10 protein-coding genes and 1 pseudogene are annotated in these 22264 nt (G+C 68.1%); all 11 read left to right on the top strand.

Going from position 1 to position 22264, the window contains the following annotated elements:
• On the top strand, positions 1 to 5324 hold a 5324-nt coding region (locus AC1DBN_RS14920), incomplete at its 5' end, for an Ig-like domain-containing protein (protein WP_477723534.1).
• 94 nt (positions 5325 to 5418) lie between these two features.
• Positions 5419 to 6390 carry an AAA family ATPase gene (locus AC1DBN_RS14915; RefSeq protein ID WP_091719121.1) on the top strand — a complete coding sequence of 324 codons (972 nt, stop codon included), beginning with the start codon at positions 5419 to 5421 and terminating at the stop codon, positions 6388 to 6390.
• 50 nt (positions 6391 to 6440) lie between these two features.
• On the top strand, positions 6441 to 7772 hold the full coding sequence (locus AC1DBN_RS14910) for a DUF58 domain-containing protein (RefSeq protein WP_091719123.1): 1332 nt from the start codon (positions 6441 to 6443) through the stop codon (positions 7770 to 7772).
• Entirely contained in the window at positions 7769 to 10348 is a 2580-nt protein-coding gene (locus AC1DBN_RS14905; protein ID WP_477723533.1) for a transglutaminase-like domain-containing protein, read from the top strand. Before AC1DBN_RS14910 ends, AC1DBN_RS14905 begins: the two co-directional genes overlap by 4 nt.
• Positions 10345 to 10401, top strand: a pseudogene (locus tag AC1DBN_RS14900) (hypothetical protein); the annotation flags it as partial. The gene AC1DBN_RS14905 and the pseudogene AC1DBN_RS14900, both read left to right, overlap by 4 nt.
• A 321-nt stretch (positions 10402 to 10722) precedes the next feature.
• Entirely contained in the window at positions 10723 to 12084 is a 1362-nt protein-coding gene (locus AC1DBN_RS14895; protein ID WP_477723537.1) for an RDD family protein, read from the top strand.
• Positions 12081 to 13070 carry a PP2C family protein-serine/threonine phosphatase gene (locus tag AC1DBN_RS14890; protein WP_477723532.1) on the top strand — a complete coding sequence of 330 codons (990 nt, stop codon included), beginning with the start codon at positions 12081 to 12083 and terminating at the stop codon, positions 13068 to 13070. Before AC1DBN_RS14895 ends, AC1DBN_RS14890 begins: the two co-directional genes overlap by 4 nt.
• The gene (locus AC1DBN_RS14885) at positions 13067 to 15157 is read left to right on the top strand and encodes an FHA domain-containing protein (protein WP_477723531.1); all 2091 of its coding nucleotides are present in this window, start codon (positions 13067 to 13069) and stop codon (positions 15155 to 15157) included. Before AC1DBN_RS14890 ends, AC1DBN_RS14885 begins: the two co-directional genes overlap by 4 nt.
• Positions 15154 to 16956, top strand: a complete 1803-nt coding sequence (locus AC1DBN_RS14880; protein WP_477723530.1) for a serine/threonine-protein kinase — start codon at positions 15154 to 15156, stop codon at positions 16954 to 16956. The genes AC1DBN_RS14885 and AC1DBN_RS14880 overlap by 4 nt, the downstream gene beginning before the upstream one ends.
• 85 nt (positions 16957 to 17041) lie before the next feature.
• Positions 17042 to 17746, top strand: coding sequence for a hypothetical protein (locus AC1DBN_RS14875; protein ID WP_015936552.1), 705 nt, complete (start codon positions 17042 to 17044; stop codon positions 17744 to 17746).
• Positions 17743 to 22188, top strand: a complete 4446-nt coding sequence (locus AC1DBN_RS14870; protein ID WP_477723529.1) for an FtsK/SpoIIIE domain-containing protein — start codon at positions 17743 to 17745, stop codon at positions 22186 to 22188. The genes AC1DBN_RS14875 and AC1DBN_RS14870 overlap by 4 nt, the downstream gene beginning before the upstream one ends.
• The last annotated feature ends 76 nt before the right edge of the window (positions 22189 to 22264 follow it).

The following is a 22264-nucleotide window of genomic DNA, read 5'->3' as shown; positions in this document are numbered from 1 at the left end:
AGAAGGTGTTGTTGAAGCAGCCGTTGGATGGTGGGACGGCGAAGACGGTGTCGTTTGGTGGTGAGGGTGTTCCTGCGGCTCCGGTGCAGTTGGGTGGGTGTGTGCATGCTGCGTGGTCGGGGGCGAATAAGTATGTCCGTGATTGTGTGGATGATGCTGATGATAAGAACGTGGATGTGCCCAAGGCGAGTGCGTCGCCGTCGTATGTGTTTCGGGTGAACCGGGACCTGGTGGTTCTCAATGATGTGAATTCCGGGAATGTGTGGCTGGTGAACCAGAACATGCAGCTCGTCAACAACTGGGACGACGTTGTTCCCCCCAAGAACGAATCCGACGAGCAGGACCAGGAATCCGCGGACATCAACACCATCAATGTGTTGCCGGACCGCACCAAACCGAACCGTCCGCCGGAAACCAAGCCCGACGTCGTCGGCGTCCGTCCGGGCCGCACCACCATCCTGAGCGTCCTGGACAACGATTCCGATCCCGACGGCGACGTCCTCACCGCCGGGCTCCAGGGCAACCCGCCAAAGGCAGGGACGCTGGAAAACATCTACGGCGGCACCGCCTTCCAGATCTCCGTGCCGGCCGACGCCAGGCCCGGCACGGAAACGTTCAGCTACTCGGCGTCCGATGGCCGCGGCCTCTCCGCCACGGGACAGGTCACCCTCAATGTGGTGGGTCCGGACCAGAACAAGCCACCGCAGTTCAAACGCGGCGAGAACACCACCATGCTGGTGGAACAGGGAAAGACCGTGAGCCAGAACATCCTGACGGACTGGGTGGACCCCGACGGCGACGACCTGGTGCTCCTTGACGCCAAGGCCGACAACGACCAGGACCAGGTGAAGGTCCGCCGCGACGGCCTGCTCACTTTCCAGGACTCCGGTGCCACCTCCGGTAAGAAGAACGTTGAGGTGACCATCTGGGACGGCCGCGACACCGTCACCGGCAAGGTGGTCATCAACGTCCAGCCACCCGGCGCCCTCGCGCCCGTGGTCAACGCTGACCATGTCACAGCCGTGGTGGGCCAGGACCTGGTGATCTCGCCGCTGAAGAATGACGTGGACCCCAACGGCGGCGCCCTCCGCCTCGCCCAGGTGGAAGCCAACGGCCCCGCGGATCTGGGCCCCGTGACAGACGGCGGAACCTTCACGTTCCGCAGCACCACCCCGGGCCCCGTCTACCTCACATACATCGCCAGCAACGGCCCGCAGAGCAGCCAGGGACTGATCCGAGTGGACGTCGAATCCGGTGACGACCCCGGCGACCCCGTTGCCGTCCACGACGTCGCCCTGATGCCCACCGGCGGCAGCGTCCTGCTGGACCCGCTGGCCAACGATTCCGACCCCTCCGGCGGAGTCCTGGTGCTGCAATCCGTGAAGCTTCCGGAGAACGCCACCATCTCGGTCAGCGTGATCAACCACAGCGTCCTGCGCATCACGGACATCCTCGGAACCAAGGACCCGCTCCTCTTCGAATACACCATGTCCAACGGCAAGAAGTCGGCCACCGGTTCCGTCTCCGTGGTACCCGTCCCGGCACCTGCCGTGGTAGAAGCACCGCAGCCCAAGCCGGACGAGGTGAACGTCCGCGTCAACGACGTCGTCACCATTCCCGTCCTGGACAACGACACTCACCCGCAGGGCCAGGAACTGACCGTTGATCCGGTCCTGCCGCAAGGCGTGGACCCGGTTGACGGCAAGAGCTTCGTCTCGGAAGACACCGTCCGGTTCATCGCTGGCAGCCAGCCCAAGACGGTCCGCGCCATCTACAACGCGGTGGACCCGCAGGGCCAAAAGAGTGCCGCCGCCGTCACCATCCACATCCTCCCGCTGGAAGGGGCGGAGAATTCCCGCCCCCAGCCGCGTAACCTCACGGCCCGCGTGGTGGCGGCCGGCACCGTCCGCATTCCGGTTCCGCTGGACGGCATCGATCCCGACGGCGACTCGGTCCAGCTCACCGGCATCGACAGCACTCCTGCCATGGGTACGGCGACGGTAGGCAGCAACTTCATTGACTTCACGGCTGCCGGTGACGGCGCCGGGACCGATACCTTCCGCTACAAGGTGGTGGACCGGCAGGGTGCCGTCAATACCGGCACCGTAACCGTCGGCATCGCACCGCGCGGTGAAATCAACCAGAATCCCACTCCCGTGGACGACGAGGTGCGGGTCCGCCCCGGCCGCCAGATCGCCGTCGACGCCACCGGCAACGACACCGATCCCGACGGCGACCAGATCCGCATCCTCACCGACGGCATCGAGGCTGATCCTGCCCTCCAGGCCACCGTCAGCAAGACCAGCGGACGGGTCATCCTGACCGCTCCCAACGAGGCCGGGACCGTCAACGTCCGGTACACCGTGGCCGATGACCGGGATGCCCGGGCGCAGGCCACCATCCGAGTGGTGGTGGACCCGGAAGTTCCGCTCAAGGCACCCATCGCCCGTGACGACCGCGTGACGTCGGCCCAGACCATGGGAAAGACCGCCGTGGACGTTCCCGTGCTGAAAAACGACGAAGACCCCGACGGCGTGGGCGAGAACCTCAAGATCAGCACCGAGGCAACCACCGCCCGGCCCGGCACCGACGGCAACATGATCGTTGACCTCACCGAGCAGCCGCAGCTCATCCCGTACACCGTGGAGGACGTGGACGGGCAGAAGTCCACCGCCATCATCTGGGTGCCCGGCCTCGGCCAGCAGGTTCCCACGCTGGCCAAGGACGAGGTCCTGGAAGTGGTGGCGGGCCAGTCCGTCAACGTCGCCCTGGATGAATGGGTCAAGGTCCGGGACGGCCGCTCACCGCGCCTGACACAGGCGGACCGGATCAAGCTCATCGGGGCCGACGGCAGCGACCCCGTCACCGGTGACGGCACGGGGCTGAAGTACACCGCAGGCACCGATTATGTGGGTCCGGGTTCGCTGACCTTCGAAGTAACCGACGGAACCGGGCCGGACGATCCCGCCGGCCTGAAGTCAACGCTCAGCATCCGCACCAAGGTTCTCCCGGACCCCAACAAGAACAACCCGCCCGAGCTCCTGGGCGCGAACGTCGAAGTGCCCATGGGCGACTCGGCGAGCATCGACCTGGGGAGGCTGACCTCTGACCCCGACGGGGACGATGTCGACAACATGAAGTACGAACTTCTGGACGGCACGCCGGCCGGATTCACCGTGAGCGTGGACGGCAAGAACCTCAAAGTCTCCGCAGCGGACTCCAGCCGGGCCGGCACCGCCGGTGCCGTGCAGGTCAAGGCCAGGGACCCGCGGGGTCTTGAAGCCACTGCCACGTTCCAGTTGTCAGTGACGGCATCCAACCGGCCCAAACCGGTAGCGAATGACGACGTTGAACCGAACGCCGCGGCCGGCAAGCCGGTGACTATCAACGTTCTGGCCAACGATGCCAACCCGTTCCCCGAGACGCCGTTGAAGATCATTGCCGCCGCCACCGAGACCGGCAGCGGCAACGTGGAAGTCAACGGCGACTCGGTGACGGTGACACCCGCTCCCGGCTTCACCGGCACCATGGTGGTCACCTACACCGTGGAGGACAAGACCCAGGACGCTTCACGGCATGCAACCGCACGTGTCCGGCTCACGGTCAAGGACGAACCGGCGGCCCCCGCCACGCCGCAGGCCCAGAGCGTGGGGGACCGGACCGCTCTGCTGACCTGGACGGCACCTGCCGACCGCGGCTCACCCATCACCAAGTACACCGTGTATGGCGAGGGCGGGTTCCAGCAGGACTGCCCGGCCAATACCTGCACACTGAACGGGCTGGTCAACAACACGAAGTACCACTTCCAGGTCACCGCCACCAACGAGTTCGGCGACTCCGACAAGTCGCCGCCCTCGGCCGAGGTCCGGCCCGACGTTAAGCCGGATACCCCGCTGGCGCCGTCGCTGAAGTTCGGCGACAAGGAACTGTCCATCAACTGGACAGCTCCTGCCAGCAAGGGTTCGCCGGTGAAGTCCTACGACCTGGAGATCTCGCCGCCACCCGCGGGGCAGAACGCCCAGATCCAGAACCTGACCGCTGTCAGCTATGTCTGGAAGGGACTGCAGAACGGCGTGTCCTACAAGGTGCGGGTCCTGGCGCGGAATGACGCCAAGGAACCCTCCGAGTGGAGCCCGTACTCTGCGGCTGAAGTTCCGGCAGGTGTGCCGGCCACCCCGGCCGCACCCACCGCTGCCCAGGCAGCATCCCTGGGTTCGCAGAGCCAGCTGAAGGTCAGCTGGGCTGCGCCGAACAACAACGGCGACGCCGTCTCGGCCTACACCCTCACCACCCTCCGGGGCGGAGCGGCGGTGGCCACCCAGCAGGTGGCCGGCACCTCGCAAAACGTGACAGTGGACAATTCCGAGGCCAATTACACCTTCACGGTTTCAGCCACCAACAAGGCTGGAACCAGCGCCACCAGTGGCCAGTCGGCGGCGATCCGGGCGGTAGGCAAGCCCGGCATCGTGAGCACTCCGACGGCGACGTTGGTGGACACCGGCGGGGCAGGCGGGAAGATCGACATCCGGTTCACGCCCCTGTCTGATGCCCAGCGCAATGGCTCCACCGCGCAGGAGATCACGTACAAGTACTCGCTGACTTCCGGCGGGGGCAGCGGCAACATCGCTGCCGGTGGCGGAACTGTCGCCGCCGCAAATGGCACGCCTACCTCGGTGGTGGTCTGGGCCGTTTCCTCGCGCAGCTCCACCGCCGGTGATGCCAGCGCGCCGTCCAACCAGGTCAATCCATATGGCCTGGCCTTTGCACCGAACGTGAACGGCAGCAAGAGCAGCGGCGTGGGCGACAAGACGGTGTCGTGGACCTGGAACCAGCCGGACGGCAATGGCCGCGCTGTCACGGGCTACCAGTACAGCCTGGACGGCGGCGGATGGCAGGACACCAACCAGCGGTCCTTCTCGAAGACGGTCGGCTACAGCGAGACTGTCCAACTTCGCGTGCGGGCCATCAGTGGCGGCCAGCCGGGCCGGATCGGCAGCGACACGTCCCGCAGCGGCGCCGAACCGCCACCCCCCGTGCCCACCTCGTGGGGCATCACGGCCACCCCTGTCCGCAGCTGCACCGAGCCCCGCAAGGGAACGGACAGCTTCCGTGCCGGCAACCCGTCGTCGTGCGTGGGTGAAGGCAAGTGGCTGGATGCGAACGTCGGATCCCAGACGGACCGGTACCAGGTCTGGTACAAGACGTCGAACAATCCGACCGGCATCTGGTACCACCTGACGTCCGGCCCGGCGGCCGGCAACTGGCTCCGCTGCGATACCTCCAGCCTCGGCTGCAACCCGCCCAACGGGATGCAAAACCGCTAGCCCAGCAGCAAACCCATGGGGCGGGACCCGGATATCCGGGTCCCGCCCCAGACTGAAACCCACCCTTGGAACCAAGAAAAGGAAGAACCACCCCATGACGATGACCAACGAGCAGGCCGCGTGGTTTGCCGATACGTTCGAAAAGCTCGTTGCCAATGTGGGGCAGGCGGTGCTGGGTAAGGAACACGTCATCCGGCTGACCTTCACCGCGATGCTGGCCGAGGGCCACGTACTGTTCGAGGACGCCCCCGGAACGGGTAAGACCTCCCTGGCCCGCGCGCTGGCCGCCACCGTCCAGGGCTCCAACAACCGCATCCAGTTCACCCCGGACCTCCTTCCCTCGGACGTCACCGGCGTGACCATCTACGACCAGAAGACCCAGAAGTTCGAGTTCCACAAGGGGCCCATCTTCAACAACATCGTCCTCGCCGACGAAATCAACCGTGCGTCGCCGAAGACCCAGTCCGCGCTTCTCGAGGTCATGGAAGAATCCAGGGTCACCGTGGACGGCGTCACCTATTCGGCGGGCCGCCCCTTCATGGTGATGGCCACGCAGAACCCGATCGAGCAGGCCGGCACGTACCGCCTGCCGGAAGCACAGCTGGACCGCTTCCTGATTAAGACGTCCATCGGCTACCCGGACCACGCCTCAACGGTCCGGCTGCTGGGCGGCTCCAACCTCAAGGACCGCTCGCAGGAACTGTCCGCCGTCATCACCACCCAGGCCGTGGCCGACATGGCCGACCTTGCCGCCACCGGACACGTGGACACCGCAGTGCTGGAGTACATCTCCAGGCTGTGTGAGGAAACCCGCAGCGCCCCGGAAACCCGGCTGGGAGTCTCGGTCCGCGGCGCCCTCGCTATGGTCCGCGCCGCGAAGGTCTGGGCAGCCTCGCAGGGCCGCAACTTCGTGCTGCCGGACGACATCAAGGAACTCGCCCCGGTGGTGTGGACCCACCGCTTCGTGATGGACCCCGAAGCCGAGTTCTCCGGAGCGACGCCCGAGGCCGTGCTGGCGCGGATCCTCGCCGACGTGGCGGCCCCGCAGCAGCGCACCAACGCCTGACCCGCAAGCCCGGCACGTCCTCCACTTCCAGCAACAACGAAGGCACACATATGTCCACCGGCACCCCGCTGACCCGGCTCACGGAGCGTCTCAAGCAACCCTTCCACCGGGACGGCAGGCCCACCCGCCTGCACCCGTCGGCGGTCTGGGCCGAGGCGAGCTCCACCGCAGGCCTCGCCCTGGAACCGGCCTGGCGCACCGTCCGGAAGGCGTGGCTCACCCACGTATGGCCGGTACTTTCCGTGGTCAGCGTGCTGGGATGGTCGGTCCTTGCCGCCACGATCCTGCTTTGGTGGGCTGGTTCGGCCTACGGCTGGCAGGAAGCGAAGGCCGCCGCCGTGGCGGCCTTCGTCATGTTCCTCATCGCCCTTGGCTTTATCCTTGGCCGCTCCACCTACGGGGTTGTCCTGGACCTGGCCCGGACCCGCGTGGCGGTGGGGGACAGCGCAGTGGGAAGCATCGCCGTCACCAACACGTCCAGCCGGCCGCTGCTGCCCGCATCGGTCGAATTGCCCGTTGGCGGAGTCACCGCAGTCTTCCACCTACCCCGCATGAAGCCCCAGCAGGTGCATGAAGACCTCTTCACCATTCCCACCGCGCGCCGCGCCGTCATTGTGGTTGGGCCGGTCCGTTCCGTCCGCGCCGATCCGCTGCACCTGCTGCGCCGGCAGGTCCTGTGGACCGAGCCCGAGGACCTCTTCGTCCACCCGCGCACGGTGCCCCTGGCAGGCTCTGCCGCCGGCTTCATCCGCGACCTCGAGGGTATGCCCACCACTGAGCTGTCCAGTGCCGACGTCTCATTCCACGCCCTCCGCGACTACGTCCCGGGGGATGACCGGCGCCACATCCACTGGAAGACAACTGCGCGGACCAACAAGCTGATGGTCCGCCAGTTCGAGGAAACCCGTCGGGCCCACCTCGCCATCGCCCTGTCCATCAACACGGAGGAATACGCCTCCGAGGACGAATTCGAGATGGCCATCTCTGCGGCCGCCTCGATCGGCCGCCAGGCCATCCGCGAGCAGCGCGAGCTGGACGTCCTGACGCAAAAGGGGCCGCTGCGCTGCGAAACCGGCCGCAACATGCTCGATGACATGACCCGGATCGTCGGCGCCCCGATGCGCCGCACCGCCGTCGACCTCGCCCGCACTTTGGCAGACACCGTCCCCAACGCCTCCGTGGTGTTCTTCGTGGTGGGCAGTAACGTGACAGCCACCCAGTTGCGCTCCTCCGCGGCCTCCGTTCCGCCGGGCGTCCGCAGCCTCGCCGTACGGATCGAGGCCGGGGCCGCGTCCAGCAGGGCCAACATCGCAGACCTCACCGTGCTGACTGTTGGCGACCTCGCCGACCTCGGCATCGTCCTCCGAAAGGCGGCAGCATGACCTCCGCACCTGGCCTCCGCCCCAGAAGCGGATCCGCCCGGAAACCCTTGAGCAGCCAAGGCAGCCCGTTCGGCAACGGGCAGCCGGCCTGGCATTTCGCCCTCGACGCCGGTGCCCTCACCGTCCTCCTGGGGCTGGGACTGCTCGGTTTCGGGCTGAGCTTCGGCGGCGACCCGTACTACCTGCTGTCCGGCTTCGGCGGCATCATCCTGGGTCTGGCCATCGGTGTACTCAACGCGCACCTGCGCCTCGGACTGCTCGTCACCACGGCCTTGGCACTGGGCGCCTACCTGCTCTTCGGCACCCTTCTGGCAGTTCCGGACGCCGCCATCGCCGGCTTTGTGCCCACCCTGGACTCGCTCCGCACGCTTCTGTTGGGTGTCGTGTTCGCCTGGAAGGACATGCTCACCGTGGGCGTCCCGGTGGGGTCCGCCAACGGCGTGCTGATCGTCCCGTTCCTGAGCTCGATGATCATGGCACTCGTGGCAGCCGTGCTGACCTGGCGGGTGCGCAGCCCCTACCTGCCGCTGATCCCGGTTTTGCTCCTCTTCGTCACGGGCATCGCGTTCAGCACCAACGCCGCCTTCCTCACGGTTGAACGCGGTATCGGCCTGACTGTTTTGGGCATCGCCTGGGCAACCTTCCGCCGCGACGCCCTCCGCAGGTCCTCCACCCGGCGGGTCTCCGTCAACAACCCGCAGGCTGATACCGCCACGGCCCGGAAAGCCTCCCTGCGCCGCCTGGGCATGGCCGCCGGCGTCATCGCCGTCAGCGTAGGCGTCACGGCCCTGTCCGCGCCGCTGGTTACTGCCGGAAACGAACGCAAGGTCCTCCGCAACGTGGTGGTCCCGCCGTTCGATCCCAAGGACTACGTCACCCCGCTGGCCAGTTTCCGCACCTACGTCAAGGACAAGAAGGACGACACCCTGTTCGTCGTCAAGGGGCTTCCCCGCGACGGCAGGGTACGGCTGGGAGCCCTGGACGCCTTCAACGGGACCAACTACAACATGGACCCCAACGGTTCGGGCAACTTCAGCAAGGTGGGCGATGCCGAGTCCATCAATACGCTGGCGGACACCTCAAGCGTGGTCCCCACGAACGATTACGCCATCGACATCAACATCGAGGACTACCAGGGATACTTCGTCCCCGGCGGCCGGAAGACCACCGGCATCAGCTTTGACCAGGGCGGCTCCCAGGCGGCATCCGGCCTGTACTTCAACTCCGGCACGGACACCGCCGTCACCACCAACGGGCTGAACCGGGGCGACTCCTACACCGTCCAGGTATCGGATCCCGTGAAACTCGAGCATGGCCAGCTGACGCAGTACGACTTTGCGCAGGTCTCGCTTCCGGACCCGCTGGAAGTTCCGCCGGTGGTCGGTTCGCAGGCCAACGACCTGTCCGCCGACGCTCCGACGGCCATCGACCGGGTCCGCCAGATCGAGGCCCACTTCCAGAAGACCGGCGCCTTCAGCAACGGCCTGGTCAGTGAAGGGCAGCTCCCCAGCGTCTCCGGCCACGGCTCCGCACGCATCCGCAACCTGCTGACGGCCAAGCAAATGCTGGGCGACGACGAACAGTACGCCGTGGCGATGTCCCTGATGCTGCGCCACCTGGGCATCCCGTCCCGCGTGGTCATGGGCTTCTACCCGGACCCCACCAGCCCCGAGAATGGTGCCGGCGAGGTCAAGATCACCGGTAAGAACGTCCACGCCTGGGTGGAAGTCGCGTTTGAACGAGTCGGCTGGGTCAGCTTCGATCCCACCCCGCCCAAGGACAACGTTCCCATCCCGCCGGACCCGGAGAACAAGTCCAAGCCCAAGCCGCAGGTGCTGCAGCCGCCGCCCCCGCCGCAGGAACCGGCAGACCTTCCGCCGGACTCCTCACCGGATGCGCTGGACGCTGACCAGAAGAAGGACAACCCCTGGCTGTTCTGGGGTGCGCTGCTCAGTGCCCTGGGCGTGGCACTCATCCCGCTGGCCATCCTCGCGTTGCCGCTGCTGCTGGTCGCGTTGTTGAAATCACGACGCCGGAAGTCGCGTTTCAGCGCGGGTGACCCGGCCCAGCGCGTGGGCGGCGGGTGGAGTGAAGTGGTCAGCCTGGCCACCGACATGGGTGCCGCCGTTGATACGCGGGCCACGCGCCGGGAAAGCGCCGCGGTCCTGGCCGAGGCATTCCCGGGCAGCCAGTCCGCCACCACCACGTTGGCGCGGCGTGCCGACGCCTCGATCTTCGGGGCCGGGCAGCCCAGCGAGGACGAGGTGCGCGAGTACTGGACCATCGTGGATGGGTCGCTGAAGGAAATGACAGCCACAGTGGGTTTCTGGCGCCGCCAGCAGGCCCGGTTCTCACCGCGGTCGCTCCTTTCCGACGCACGCACCGCCCTGAACACGAAGGACACCGCCGGCAGCGGCGGACGCCGGTTCAACCTGCCGGCGCTGCCGTTCGGGAAAGCCGCGGGCCGCCGTCGTCCGCCTGCCGGGCCGTCCGCGGACGGACCCGGTACGCCACCGGCCGGAACCGGCGCACCTTCCCCTGAAGAACCCCCAACGCAAGGACCCAAACCGCAGTGACCCCCAATGCCGAGCGCTGCCCGCGCTGCCAGCAGACCATTCGCACGGGCGCCGCTTTCTGCACCTCATGCGGGGCGCCGCTGCCCAACCGGTCGGCACGGAGCCTGCGCAACCAGGAGCAGGCTCCCGGGCCCTTGGCGGGCCCGAACCCGGTGCCCAACCACGGACCCCAGCCGGGCGCCGGCACCGCACCGTACCCGGGAACGGGCGTCCGGGCGGCGCCAGTCGCCGCGCAACGGCCGCCGATTCCCGGTACTATCCCGGTAGTACAAATGCCCCAGGCAACTTCTGCCGCGGGCATCGCGAACGCGGCAGCGGTGCAGGGGAGCACTGCAGGTCCGGCAGGGGCGTCCGCGCCAGGGGGAGGAACAGGAATGGCAGGAAACCTTCAGCTTGTCCCGGCAACCGCGGGCAAGCGGCTCGGGGCTGCCGTCGTTGACTGGCTGTTCCCGGTGGCGGTCCTGGTGGTGACGTTTGCCATTGGCTTTGCAGGGATCACCCGCACCCGCAGCGGCGGCTTCATCATTTACGACACCGCCTCCCTGGTGCTGTTCGGCGGCATTGGACTGGGCATTACCCTGGTCTACGCAGCCGTGCTGACAGGCCTCGAAGCCCGGACGGGCAAAACGCCCGGCAACCTCCTGATGGGGATCCGCAGCACCGACAATGACGGCTACGCGCCCGGCGCCGGCGGGGTGTTCGTGCGCGGACTGCTGACCGGTGCAGGTGTCCTGTTGACACTCCTTGGAGCCGTCCTGGTGGTGGTCTTCAAGTGGTTCGACGCCGCCTTCTTCATCCTGGGGCCGCTGCTCCTGGTGGCGGCCGTTTGGGCCGTGCTGGTAGTGGTTTCCAATACCTGGGACAAGGGCGGGCGCCTGCGCGGCTGGCACGACAACGCCGCCAAGACGCTCGTTTTCGACGTCAAGGCCGGCCGGGATCCGATCACCACGGGCGGCATCCAGGGCCCGTACAGCTTCGCGCCGCTGGACCTGCCTCCCGTCCAGCAGGTGCTCTCGCCCGTCGCGGGCGCCCGCGCGCCCCAGGTCATCGCCCCCCAGGCGCCCGCGCAGGGTCCGCAGCCGGTCCACCAGACGCCCGCGGCACCCGCGGCCGTCGCCCCAGCGCCCGTCCACCCACATCCGGCACCGGCCATCCAGCCTGACGGCCGGACCATCCCAGCACAGACCGTGTCCTACACCTCGCCCGCGTCCTTTGCACCGCCGGGCACTCCGGCGCCGGAGGCCGCTCCTGCACCGCCCGCAGCATGGCAGGCCGGGCAACAGTTCCCCGCGCCAGCGGGCGTGGGACAGCAGTTCGCCGGGCAGCAGTCGCCGGGGCAGCCGCACGCGGACGACGACGTCGAACGCACCCAGGTGCGTCCCGGCACGGCCGGCCCGGCGCCTGTCGCCGTACTGCGGATCAGGCTCGACGACGGCCGCGACTTCCAGCTCGACCGCAGCGTGCTGGTGGGCCGCAACCCCGTGGGCTCCGCGGGCGAACAGCATGCCCAGCTCCTCGCCGTCGACGACCCCGGACGGTCCATCTCCAAGACCCACCTGCACGTCCTGACCGACGGTGCGGGCATCTGGGTGACCGACCGGAACTCCACCAACGGCAGTGCCGTGACCACGCCCGACGGACTCCGTACGCCCCTTGCGGCAGGTGTCCCCACTTTCGTTTCCCCCGGTTCCAGCGTCCACTTTGGCGACCGGACCTTTTACCTAGGACAGGCATGAACCAACAGCCCGCCAGTGTTCCCTCCACCACACAGCCGGGCCCGGGCCTGAGCCTCAACTGCGGCTACGGAACGGACCGGGGACTCCGCCGCGAGCTGAATGAGGATTCCTTCATCGCGTCGGATCCGGTCTTCGCCGTTGCCGACGGCATGGGCGGCCACGAGGCCGGCGAGATTGCCAGCGGCATGTGCGTCAGGACCCTGGCAGCGATTCCGCAGCTCTCCACGGGGGACCGGAGCGTCACGGCAGCGGTCCTGCAGCAGTACCTGCTGCGCGCGGACAACTCCATCCGGGAAGCCACGGGTGCCCGGGCGGGAACCACGCTCACCGGTGCCGTGGTGGTGGAGCAGATGGGCATGCCGTATTGGCTGGTCATGAACATCGGCGACTCCCGTACCTACCGCCTCAGCCAGGGCCGGTTCGAACAGATCAGCGTGGACCACTCGGAAGTCCAGGAACTCGTGGACGCCGGCGAAATCACGCCGCAGCAGGCCACGGTGCATCCCCGCCGCCATGTGGTCACCAGGGCACTGGGCACTGGGGACGAAACCGAGGCGGACTACTGGCTGCTTCCGGTAGAGGAAGGGGACCGGGTGATGGTCTGCTCGGACGGCCTCACCTCCGAACTGACCGACGAGCACATCCACCGCATCCTCAGTACTGCCGGCCATCCCCAGGACGCCGTCGACGCCCTGATCCAGGCCGCGCTGCGCAGCGGCGGCCGCGACAACATCACCGTGATCGTGGTGGACGCCCGCAACGTCCTGAACGACGCCGGCGCAGCCACCACCGCTCCGCGGCGGGATCCGTCCGCTGAAGATGAGGTAACGCTGCCGCGCGGACAAGCCGTGCAGGCCACAACCCAGCCTCTTCCCCAACAGGAGGACAACGCAGGGCAGGCACAAGCGGCCGGTCATGCAGACGCGGCCGGGCACGAACCGGCTGCAGGCCAGGATCCCGACGACGGCACGGAGGTCCAGCGATGACCGGCACCAGCTACGTGCCCGGCACTTGGCTGGGAATCGTCCGCTCCCACACGGCGGTCATCCTCGGACCCGATACGCCGCAAGCCCTCGCCGATTCCGTGTGGAACCTCATTGCCGGGAAGACCGAAGTCTACGAAGTGCTGCAGGCCATCACCGGCAGCGCCGGGGGCAACCTGTCCCGCATTCCGCCGTTCGCCATCCTGGACTTCACAGGACCGCTGCGGGTGTTCCTCCGGGGCGGCCTGGAACTCTCTGTCGAAACACCTGAGGGACCCGCGGACCTGAACGGCCGCGACGTCACCACCTGGAGCGAACGCAGTTTTGCCGTTCCCGGAGCCTGCACCCTGATGATCCCGGGCGCAGGCGAAACCGGACAGCCCGAGCTCCGGCTGGGGGAGGGCATGGTGCTGCTGCAGGCGATACGCCTTGGCGCCGATGCCGGGCAGGGCGCGCTGGAAGCTCCAAGTGCCGCTGCCGTTCCGGACGGCGGGAGCGTCCCCGACGCTGGTCCTGACGGTGCTGCCGTTGCGGCAACGGCCCAGGCGGCTGAACCGATCGCCGCGGACATTGCGGCCGGTTCTGCCGTTGCGGACACTCCGGCGGCAGCTGTTGCCGTCGATTCGTCCGGTACCGCTGAAGTCCTCCCGGAGGCCGCCAGCGCCAGTAATGCTGCTGCCGATCCCGGCGCTCCGGACGCCGGAAATGAGGCACTGCCGGAAACTGCCGTCACACCGGGCCACGCAGAGGTTTCCGTCGAGACCGTCTACGCCGTCCTGGACGAGGACGGCGAATATGCCGGTCACGGCGGCGCGCAACAGGCCGGTGCAGGCGAAGCCGGCGCCGCTGACGATGATCCTGCCGCAAATGGCTCCGTCGACGACGGCACAGCGGACAACGTCTCCAGTGACACTGGCGGCCCGGAAGCGGAGGCCACGGGATCGGACGTGGATGGCGACGCTGACCATGCTCCAGGGGCGGCAGTTCCGGTGGCCGCTGACCTGCCTGCGGCTATCGACCTGACCAGCTCCTATGACCACCTGTGGGAGCGGACGGTCATGCGGAACATCGAGGATGCTGCGGTCCGCGAGGAACCGGCCGAAGACGACCACGAGTCCGCACCCGCCCTAGAGGCCGCGGCCCCGCAGGCGGCCATCGAAGCCGACGCGGACGCTGCCGACGCGGACGCTGCTGAACAGCGGGCACCGGAGCCTTCGCTACCGCACGACGAAGCGGACGGAGCGGGGGTCCAGTACGGTGCAGGTCTGCCTCCCGCTGATGCGCCCAAGCCGGCCACCGGACTGCTCATCGAGTCAGTGCCTTGGCGGACCGGGGGAGCGGGGAGTGCCCAGGCACCTGCTCCGGAGCCGTTCACCCCGGCACCGGCTTCCACCGCGCCGCCTGCAGCACCACCGGCTTTCGGAGCGCCCGCGCCGGCACCACAGCCGGGAACAGCCCAGCCGGACAGCTACCCGCCGGCACCCGGGGCGGGGCCGTCGGCCACCGACTTTGACGATGACCATGACGGCCAGACGGTCATGAAGAGCAGCCTCCCCACCGGGCAGCAGGCACCTGCCGGGCAACAAACGCCTTCCGGCGGGCCGGGCACGGACGGTTCGGTTCCGGCCAGCGGTCCGCTGGTGTTGGCCCGGGTCTGCCAGCAGGGCCATGCCAACCCGCCCATCCGCTCGGCCTGCACCGAGTGCGGGGCGTCGCTGCCCCAGGACGCCGTGCAGGTGGGCCGCCCACGCCTGGGCCGGATGCGCCTGTCCACCGGAGAACTGCTGGACCTTGACCAGTCCCTGGTGATCGGCCGGCAGCCATCGGTGTCCCGGGTCCAGGGCGGCGGCATGCCGCGCCTGGTCCAGGTGCCCAGCCCCAGCGGCGACATCTCGAGGTCCCATGTAGAGGTCCGGCTGGAAGGCTGGCACGTCATGCTGTGCGACCTCAAGGCAACCAACGGCACAGTCCTGGTGCGGCAGGGGCAGCCCCCGCGGCGCCTGGCCCAGAACGAGATGGCCATCCTGCTGGACGGTGACATCGCCGAGTTGGGCGACAACATCTCGCTGCGTTTTGAGGAGATTCCTTGAGTTCCAAACGGCCCGTAGCGCCGCCGCCCCACATCCCGGGGTTCACTTACATCAGCCTGCTCGGTTCCGGCGGGTTCTCCGACGTCTACCTCTACGAGCAGGACAGGCCACGCCGCAAAGTGGCCGTCAAGGTGCTGCTCTCGGACCTGAAGACTGAGGGCGCCCGCCGCCGCTTCGAGTCCGAGGCCAACCTGATGGCCCAGCTGTCCTCCCACCCCTACATCGTCACCATCTTCGAAGCGGAAGTAACGGATGACGGGCACTCCTACCTGGCCATGGAGTACTGCTCCCGGCCCAGCCTGGACGTTCGCTACCGCCGCCAGCGGTTCAGCGTGGACGAGGTACTGGCCGTCGGCATCCAGGTGGCCTCCGCCGTCGAAACGGCCCACCGCGCCGGAATTGCCCACCGCGACATCAAGCCCGCCAACATCCTGGTGACGGACTACAACCGCCCGGCCCTGACCGACTTCGGCATCTCCGGCACGCTCGCCGGTGACAGCGACGACGACTCCGGCATGTCCATCCCGTGGTCCCCGCCCGAGCAGTTCCGCGACGGCAGCGTGGACGGCATCATGGTGGACGTCTGGGCGCTCGGTGCCACGCTCTACACACTCCTGGCCGGCCGCTCGCCGTTCGTGATGCCCGGCGCGGACAACTCCCAGCGCGAACTGATCAACCGCATCAGCAACACCGCGCTGCCGCGCCTGGGCCGCGCGGACGTGCCCGAATCCCTGGAGCTTGCCCTGGCCACCGCCATGGCCAAATCGCCCCAGTCACGGTATTCCTCCGCGCACGCGTTCGCCCTCGCCCTGCAGCGCATCCAGGCGGAGCTGAACCTCTCCGTCACCCCCTTCGAGGTCCTCGAAGAACCTCAGCAGGAGGAGAACCACCCGGACGAGGGCACCGAGGAGACCCGCGTCCGGAGCATCGCGTCGATCGACCCGGAGCGGACCGGCAGCGCCCCCACCTTCCCGGCGCGCACGTGGCCGCAGGCTCCCGGCTCCGGGGCTGGAGGCTCCGGTACCGGAAACACCACGGCGGGGCCCGGCAGCCAAGCCGGAGCGCCGCCGTGGTGTTTCACCGCCCCCGCCGCCGGGACCTGGCCGCCCGCCGCGGCGGAAGGCCGGAACGCGGCAACGCAGGCCCGCGTCCCCGGGAGCATCTTCGGCAAGGAGGCAACGGACGGCGACGGCCCGCACGAATGGTCCCAGTCCACCGTCCTGCGCGGCGGCGGCACCCAGCCCGCCTACGGGGCGCCGGTCCACGGCGCCGAGGACGCACACACCAGCTCTGCCGACGCCACCGTCCACAGGCCCGCGGCAAGTGACCGGCCGGCCGAAGGGCCCAAAGAAGCGCCGGAGCAGGACCACGGCAAGCGGAACCTGTGGCTCGCCATAGCCGGCGGCACCATCCTGGCCCTTGCTGCGGTGGTGGGCATCGTGGCGGCCAACTCCGGAGGCGGGACGCCCAAGGCGGTGGAAACCCAGCAGGTCTCCAGGCCGCCCGCGGACGCACTGGATAACGGAACTGTCCCAGACGTCGAAGGGCTGGCCGGTGCCGCCGGCAGTGACGGCAACGTGGCCTTCACCTGGAAGAACCCGCAGCCCAAGGATGGCGACAGCTACAAATGGCGTGTCTATACCATCGGCGGTGGCGGCGAGTTCCAGTCAGTGGCGCAGCCGCCGGTCCAGGTCAAGGCAAACCCCTCCGGGCAGACCTGCGTCCAGGTGATGATCGTCCGCACCGACGGCGCGTTCTCCCCGCTGGAACAGGGTTCCATCGCCTGCACCGGATCATGACGGCCGGCACGCGTGCCTGCCGGTCCGTTTTGCCGGCAAGCACGCCGGCCGCAGTAACACTTTCGCTCTTGAGGAGGCACAGAATATGGGGGATCTAGCAATAGATTTCTGTGGTGAATGGTACGAGCCCTCGGATGAGGACGTCTTCAACATCGGCCGCGAGGGTGATCTTGAGGTGGACGACAATCCGTACCTGCACCGGCAATTCCTGCAGGTTGCCCGTTACGACGGCATCTGGTGGCTCAGCAACGTGGGCGGCATGCTGTCCGCCACGGTGGCTGACGCGTCCGGCGGGATGCAGGCCTGGCTGGCGCCGGGCGCCCGGATCCCGCTGGTCTTCAGCCACACCAACATCATCTTCACGGCCGGGCCCACCACCTACGAGTTCGCCGTCCACCTGAAGACCCCGTCCTTCCGGCAGGAAGCCAGGGACGGTGACAGCAGCGGCGACACCACCATCGGCCCGGTGGTGTTCACCGACTCCCAGAAGGCACTGATCGTGGCACTGGCGGAGCCCATGCTGCGGCGCGAGGGCACCGGCTTCAGCGCCATCCCGTCGTCGGCGGCCGCCGCGAAGACCCTTGGCTGGGCGCTGACCCGGTTCAACCGCAAACTCGACAACGTCTGCGACAAGCTCGACCGCGTGGGCGTGGTGGGCCTGCGCGGCGGCGGCGGCAAGCTCGCCACCAACCGGCGTGCCCGCCTGGTGGAGCACGCCGTTACCTCCCACCTGGTAACCCCCGATGACCTGTACCTGCTGGAAAAGATGAGGGGCGTGGACGAAGGATGAGGATCCGGCTGACACTCCGCCGGGACCCGGCGGAAACCAAAGACCTGGCCGTCACCGTGGACGGCCTGGCCACGGTGGCGGACATTGCCACAGTCCTTTGGGCTGCGGACCCGGACCGAAAGGGACGCCCCGCACCGGAGAACCTGTCCCTGCGCATCGAGGAAGCGTTCGTTGGCGGCGGCATCAGCGGCAACGTCCTGGCCCGCGAAGACAACCTCCTGGAGTCCGGCCTGAGGCCTGGGTCGGTGGTTTCGCTGGCCCAGGTCAGCGACCAGTTCCATGAGGCCGGCGCCGGACGCGGTCCTGCCGCTGCCACCCTGCGCGTGCTGTCCGGGCCCGACGTCGGCAAGGAATTTTCGCTGCCCACCGGCACCAGCTACATCGGCCGGGACCGGGACGTGGACATCAGGCTCACCGACCCCCTGACCTCCAAGCGGCACGCCCGCATCACGGTGGCCGAGGGCGTCGAAATCGTGGACACCAACTCCGCCAACGGCCTGCTCATGGACGGCCTGCCGGTGACCCGCGCACGGCTCAACTCGTCCGACACCGTCACCCTGGGCGATACCACCGTCACGGTGGTGCCGCTGGGCCACAACCGGGCGGCAGCACCGACGTCGCCCCTGGTGGACTTCAACCGTTCACCCCGGGTGGTTCCGCGGTTCGAGGAACCCAAGCGCGTGGTCCCGTCCGGACCCAAACGGCCGGAGGACCACCCCTTCCCCTACATCATGCTGATTGCGCCGCTGATGATGGGCGGAGTCATCTTCGCGGTCACCCGCAACCCGCTGTCCGTGATCTTCATGATGATGATGCCGCTGTTCATCATCGGCCATTACGTGGACCAGAAGATGCGCAACAGGAAGCAGCAGAAGGAAGGCCACAAGCACTTCCGTGCGTCGATGGCTGCCTTCCGCGAGGACATCACCGAGCTGCAGAAGGTGGAGCGTGCCGTCCGGCTGCAGGAAGCGCCGTCCGTCAGCGACACCGTGGACGCGATCTACAAGCTCGGCCCGCTGCTGTGGACGCACCGCCCCGAACACAAAACCTTCCTGGGGCTGCGGTTCGGCCTGGGCACCGCACCCTCCCGGGTCCGGCTCGAAGAACCGTCCAACAACGACACCGAGGTGCAGTACGCCCGGGAAATCCAGGACTGCCTGAAACAGTTCCGGGAGATCGAAGGCGTCCCCATCGTCTCGCAGCTGCGCACCTCCGGGTCCCTGGGCATCGCCGGCGCCCGCGGCCTGGTGGACGACGTGGCCCGCGGCATCGTCCTGCAGCTGGTGGGCCTCCACTCGCCCGCCGAAGTGGTCCTCACGGCCATCACCTCTGCGCAGTCGCGCGAGCGCTGGGACTGGCTGCAGTGGCTGCCGCACGTCGGCTCCGGCCACAGCCCCCTGTCCGGAGACCACCTGGCCGCAGGGTCCGCCGGCGGCTCATCGTTGCTGGCCCGGCTTGAAGACCTGCTCGACGCGCGGGAGGCCGCTGTGAAGCGGCAGGCACCCGAGCTGCGCCAGGAGATGGACCCCGCCAAGCACGAACTCGAAGCACCCGTGCTGCCCACGGTGCTGCTGATCGTGGAAGACGACGCGCCGGTGGACCGCGGGCGCCTCACCCGGCTCGCCGAACGGGGACCGGACTCGGGCGTCCACGTCATGTGGGTGGCCACCGACATCCAGGCCCTCCCGGCTGCCTGCCGGGACTTCATGGTGGTGGACGGCGACCACGGCACCACCACCGGCCAGGTCCGCCTGGGCCGGCACACCTACCCGGTGAGCTGCGAAAGCGTCGACGCCGAGCTGGCGGGCCAGCTGGCCCGCATGCTCGCGCCGGTGGTCGACGTGGGCAAGCCCGTCAACGACGACTCCGACCTGCCGCGCGCCGTGTCCTACGCCACCCTGATCGGCAAGGACTTCCTGGACAACCCGCAGGCCGTGGCCGAGCGCTGGTCGGAAAACAACTCCTTGCACTCCTCCGCGGTTGCCAACCGCAAGGACAACGGCACGCTCCGTGCCCTGGTGGGATCCAAGGGCGTCGAACCGCTGTACCTGGACCTGAAGAACGAAGGGCCGCACGCCCTGGTGGGCGGCACCACCGGTGCGGGCAAGTCCGAGTTCCTGCAGTCCTGGGTGATGGGCATGGCCTCCGCCTACAGCCCGGACCGGGTCAGCTTCCTGTTCGTGGACTACAAGGGCGGTGCTGCGTTCGCCGACTGCATCAACCTGCCGCACACCGTGGGCCTGGTCACCGACCTGTCGCCGCACCTGGTGCGGCGGGCACTGACATCGCTGCGCGCGGAGCTCCACTACCGCGAGCAGCTGCTGAACCGGAAAAAGGCGAAGGACCTGCTGGCCCTGCAGCGCGAAGCCGATCCCGACGCGCCGCCGTACCTGATTATCATCGTGGACGAATTCGCGGCGCTCGCCAACGAAGTTCCCGAGTTCGTGGACGGCGTGGTGGATGTGGCCGCCCGCGGACGGTCGCTGGGCCTGCACCTTATCCTGGCCACCCAGCGCCCGGCCGGCGTCATCAAGGACAGCCTGCGTGCAAACACCAACCTGCGCGTGGCGCTGCGCATGGCAGATGAGGATGACGCCACGGACATCCTGGGAGTCCCGGATGCGGCGTATTTCGATCCGGGCATTCCGGGCCGCGGGGCCGCTAAGACCGGCCCGGGCAGGATCCAGGGTTTCCAGACCGGCTACGCCGGCGGCTGGACCACCGAGAAACCGCAGCGGCCGCAGATCGACATCGTGGAGATGGCCTTCGGCTCGGGCTCAAGCTGGGAGGCGCCGGCGCCGAAAAAGCCTGCAGCGGCTGAACCCGCAGGGCCCAACGACATTGCCCGGATGACCGCCAACATCGTGCGGGCGGCGGACGTCCTTGCCATCGCCCCGCCCCGCAAGCCGTGGCTGGACGAGCTTGCAAAGACCTACGATTTCTCCAAGCTGCCCAACCCCCGTACGGACGAGCAGCTGCTCCTTGGCGTGGCAGACGACCCGGTCCGCCAGGACCAGCCCACCGTGTTCTACGAACCGGACCGGGACGGCAACATGGCCATCTACGGCACAGGCGGCTCGGGCAAGTCCGCCGCGCTGCGCGGTATTGCCATCGCCGCGGCCGTGACGCCCCGCGGCGGCCCCGTGCACGTGTACGGCATCGACTGCGGTTCGTCAGGCCTGCGGATGCTCGAAGAGCTGCCGCACGTGGGTGAGGTCATCAACGGCGACGACGTCGAGCGCGTGGGGCGGCTTTTGCGCCTGCTGCGGGACATCGCCGAACAGCGTTCCGCCCGCTTCGCCGAGGTCCGGGCGTCCACCATCGTCGAGTACCGCAGGCTGGCCAACCGGCCGGACGAAAAGCGGATCTTCGTCCTGGTGGACGGCATGTCCGCGTTCCGCGAAGCCTACGAACACAGCCGCCTGTCCGGGCTGTGGGACATCTTCCTCCAGCTGGCCACCGACGGCCGCACCCTCGGAATCCACCTGGTGGTCTCCGGTGACCGTCCCAACGCCGTCCCGGCATCGCTTCTCGCCTCCATCCAGCGGCGCCTGGTACTGCGCATGTCCTCCGAGGACGATTACATTTCGATGGACGTTCCCCGGGATGTCCTCGGCGCCACGTCTCCGCCGGGGCGCGGTCTGCTGGACGGGCTGGAAGTCCAGCTTGCCGTGCTGGGCGGGAACTCCAACCTGGCGCTGCAGGCGCGCGAAGTCCACAAGCTCAGTGAAGCGATGCTCCGTCAGGGGCTGGACACCGCCCCCGGCATCGAGCGGCTCCCGGACCAGGTGGACCTGGACGTCCTTCCCGCCGGCAGTCCGGAACTGCCGGTCATCGGCGTCGACGACGAAACACTCCAGCCCGCCGAGATCATGGCCCGCGGACCCCTGCTGGTGGGCGGCCCTCCAGGCGCCGGCCGGACCGTGGCATTGGTCACCCTCGCCTACGCCCTCCGCCGCTCCAACCCGGAGGTGGAACTGATCTACATCGGTGCCCGCCGTTCCGCCGTGGCCTCACTGCCGCTGTGGAACCGCTCGGTGGTGGGCCCGGACGACCTCGCCGACGTGGTGGAGGACCTGGTGGAGCATTCCTCCGGCAACCCGGGACGGCTCGCTATCTTCATCGAGGGCCTGACGGAGTTCACCGACACCATGGCCGAATCCGGCATGGCGCAGCTGGTCACGGCCTCCATCAAGGCTGATCAGTGGGTGGTTGGCGAGTCCGAGTCGTCCACCTGGTCCTCGGCCTGGCAGCTTGCCCAGCCGTTCAAGTCCGGCCGCCGGGGCCTGCTGCTCAACCCCGGTGACATCGAGGGCGACAGCCTGCTGAACACTTCGCTGGGACGGGTCAGCCCCGAATTCATCCCCGGCCGCGGGTACATTGTGGGCCGCGGAAAGGCCCGGAAAATCCAGGTGGCGCTGCCGCCGGAAAACCGGGACTGAATCGCTTATCACGGGAGGGCCGCACAATCGATGGATTTGCGGCCCTTCGGCGCGTTGTAGAAGACTGGAAAGGAAC

It is taken from the genome of Pseudarthrobacter sp. 10T415 (assembly GCF_056394175.1).
The sequence above is the reverse complement of the archived record's forward strand: the minus strand, read 5'-3'. Positions and strand labels throughout refer to the sequence as shown.

What these genes read in the sequence shown, in the direction of transcription:
- AC1DBN_RS14915 (WP_091719121.1), top strand. Translation starts at nt 5,419, where the DNA reads ATGACGATGACCAACGAGCAGGCCGCGTGGTTTGCCGATACGTTCGAA.
- AC1DBN_RS14910 (WP_091719123.1), top strand. Translation starts at nt 6,441, where the DNA reads ATGTCCACCGGCACCCCGCTGACCCGGCTCACGGAGCGTCTCAAGCAA.
- AC1DBN_RS14905 (WP_477723533.1), top strand. Translation starts at nt 7,769, where the DNA reads ATGACCTCCGCACCTGGCCTCCGCCCCAGAAGCGGATCCGCCCGGAAA.
- AC1DBN_RS14895 (WP_477723537.1), top strand. Translation starts at nt 10,723, where the DNA reads ATGGCAGGAAACCTTCAGCTTGTCCCGGCAACCGCGGGCAAGCGGCTC.
- AC1DBN_RS14890 (WP_477723532.1), top strand. Translation starts at nt 12,081, where the DNA reads ATGAACCAACAGCCCGCCAGTGTTCCCTCCACCACACAGCCGGGCCCG.
- AC1DBN_RS14885 (WP_477723531.1), top strand. Translation starts at nt 13,067, where the DNA reads ATGACCGGCACCAGCTACGTGCCCGGCACTTGGCTGGGAATCGTCCGC.
- AC1DBN_RS14875 (WP_015936552.1), top strand. Translation starts at nt 17,042, where the DNA reads ATGGGGGATCTAGCAATAGATTTCTGTGGTGAATGGTACGAGCCCTCG.
- AC1DBN_RS14870 (WP_477723529.1), top strand. Translation starts at nt 17,743, where the DNA reads ATGAGGATCCGGCTGACACTCCGCCGGGACCCGGCGGAAACCAAAGAC.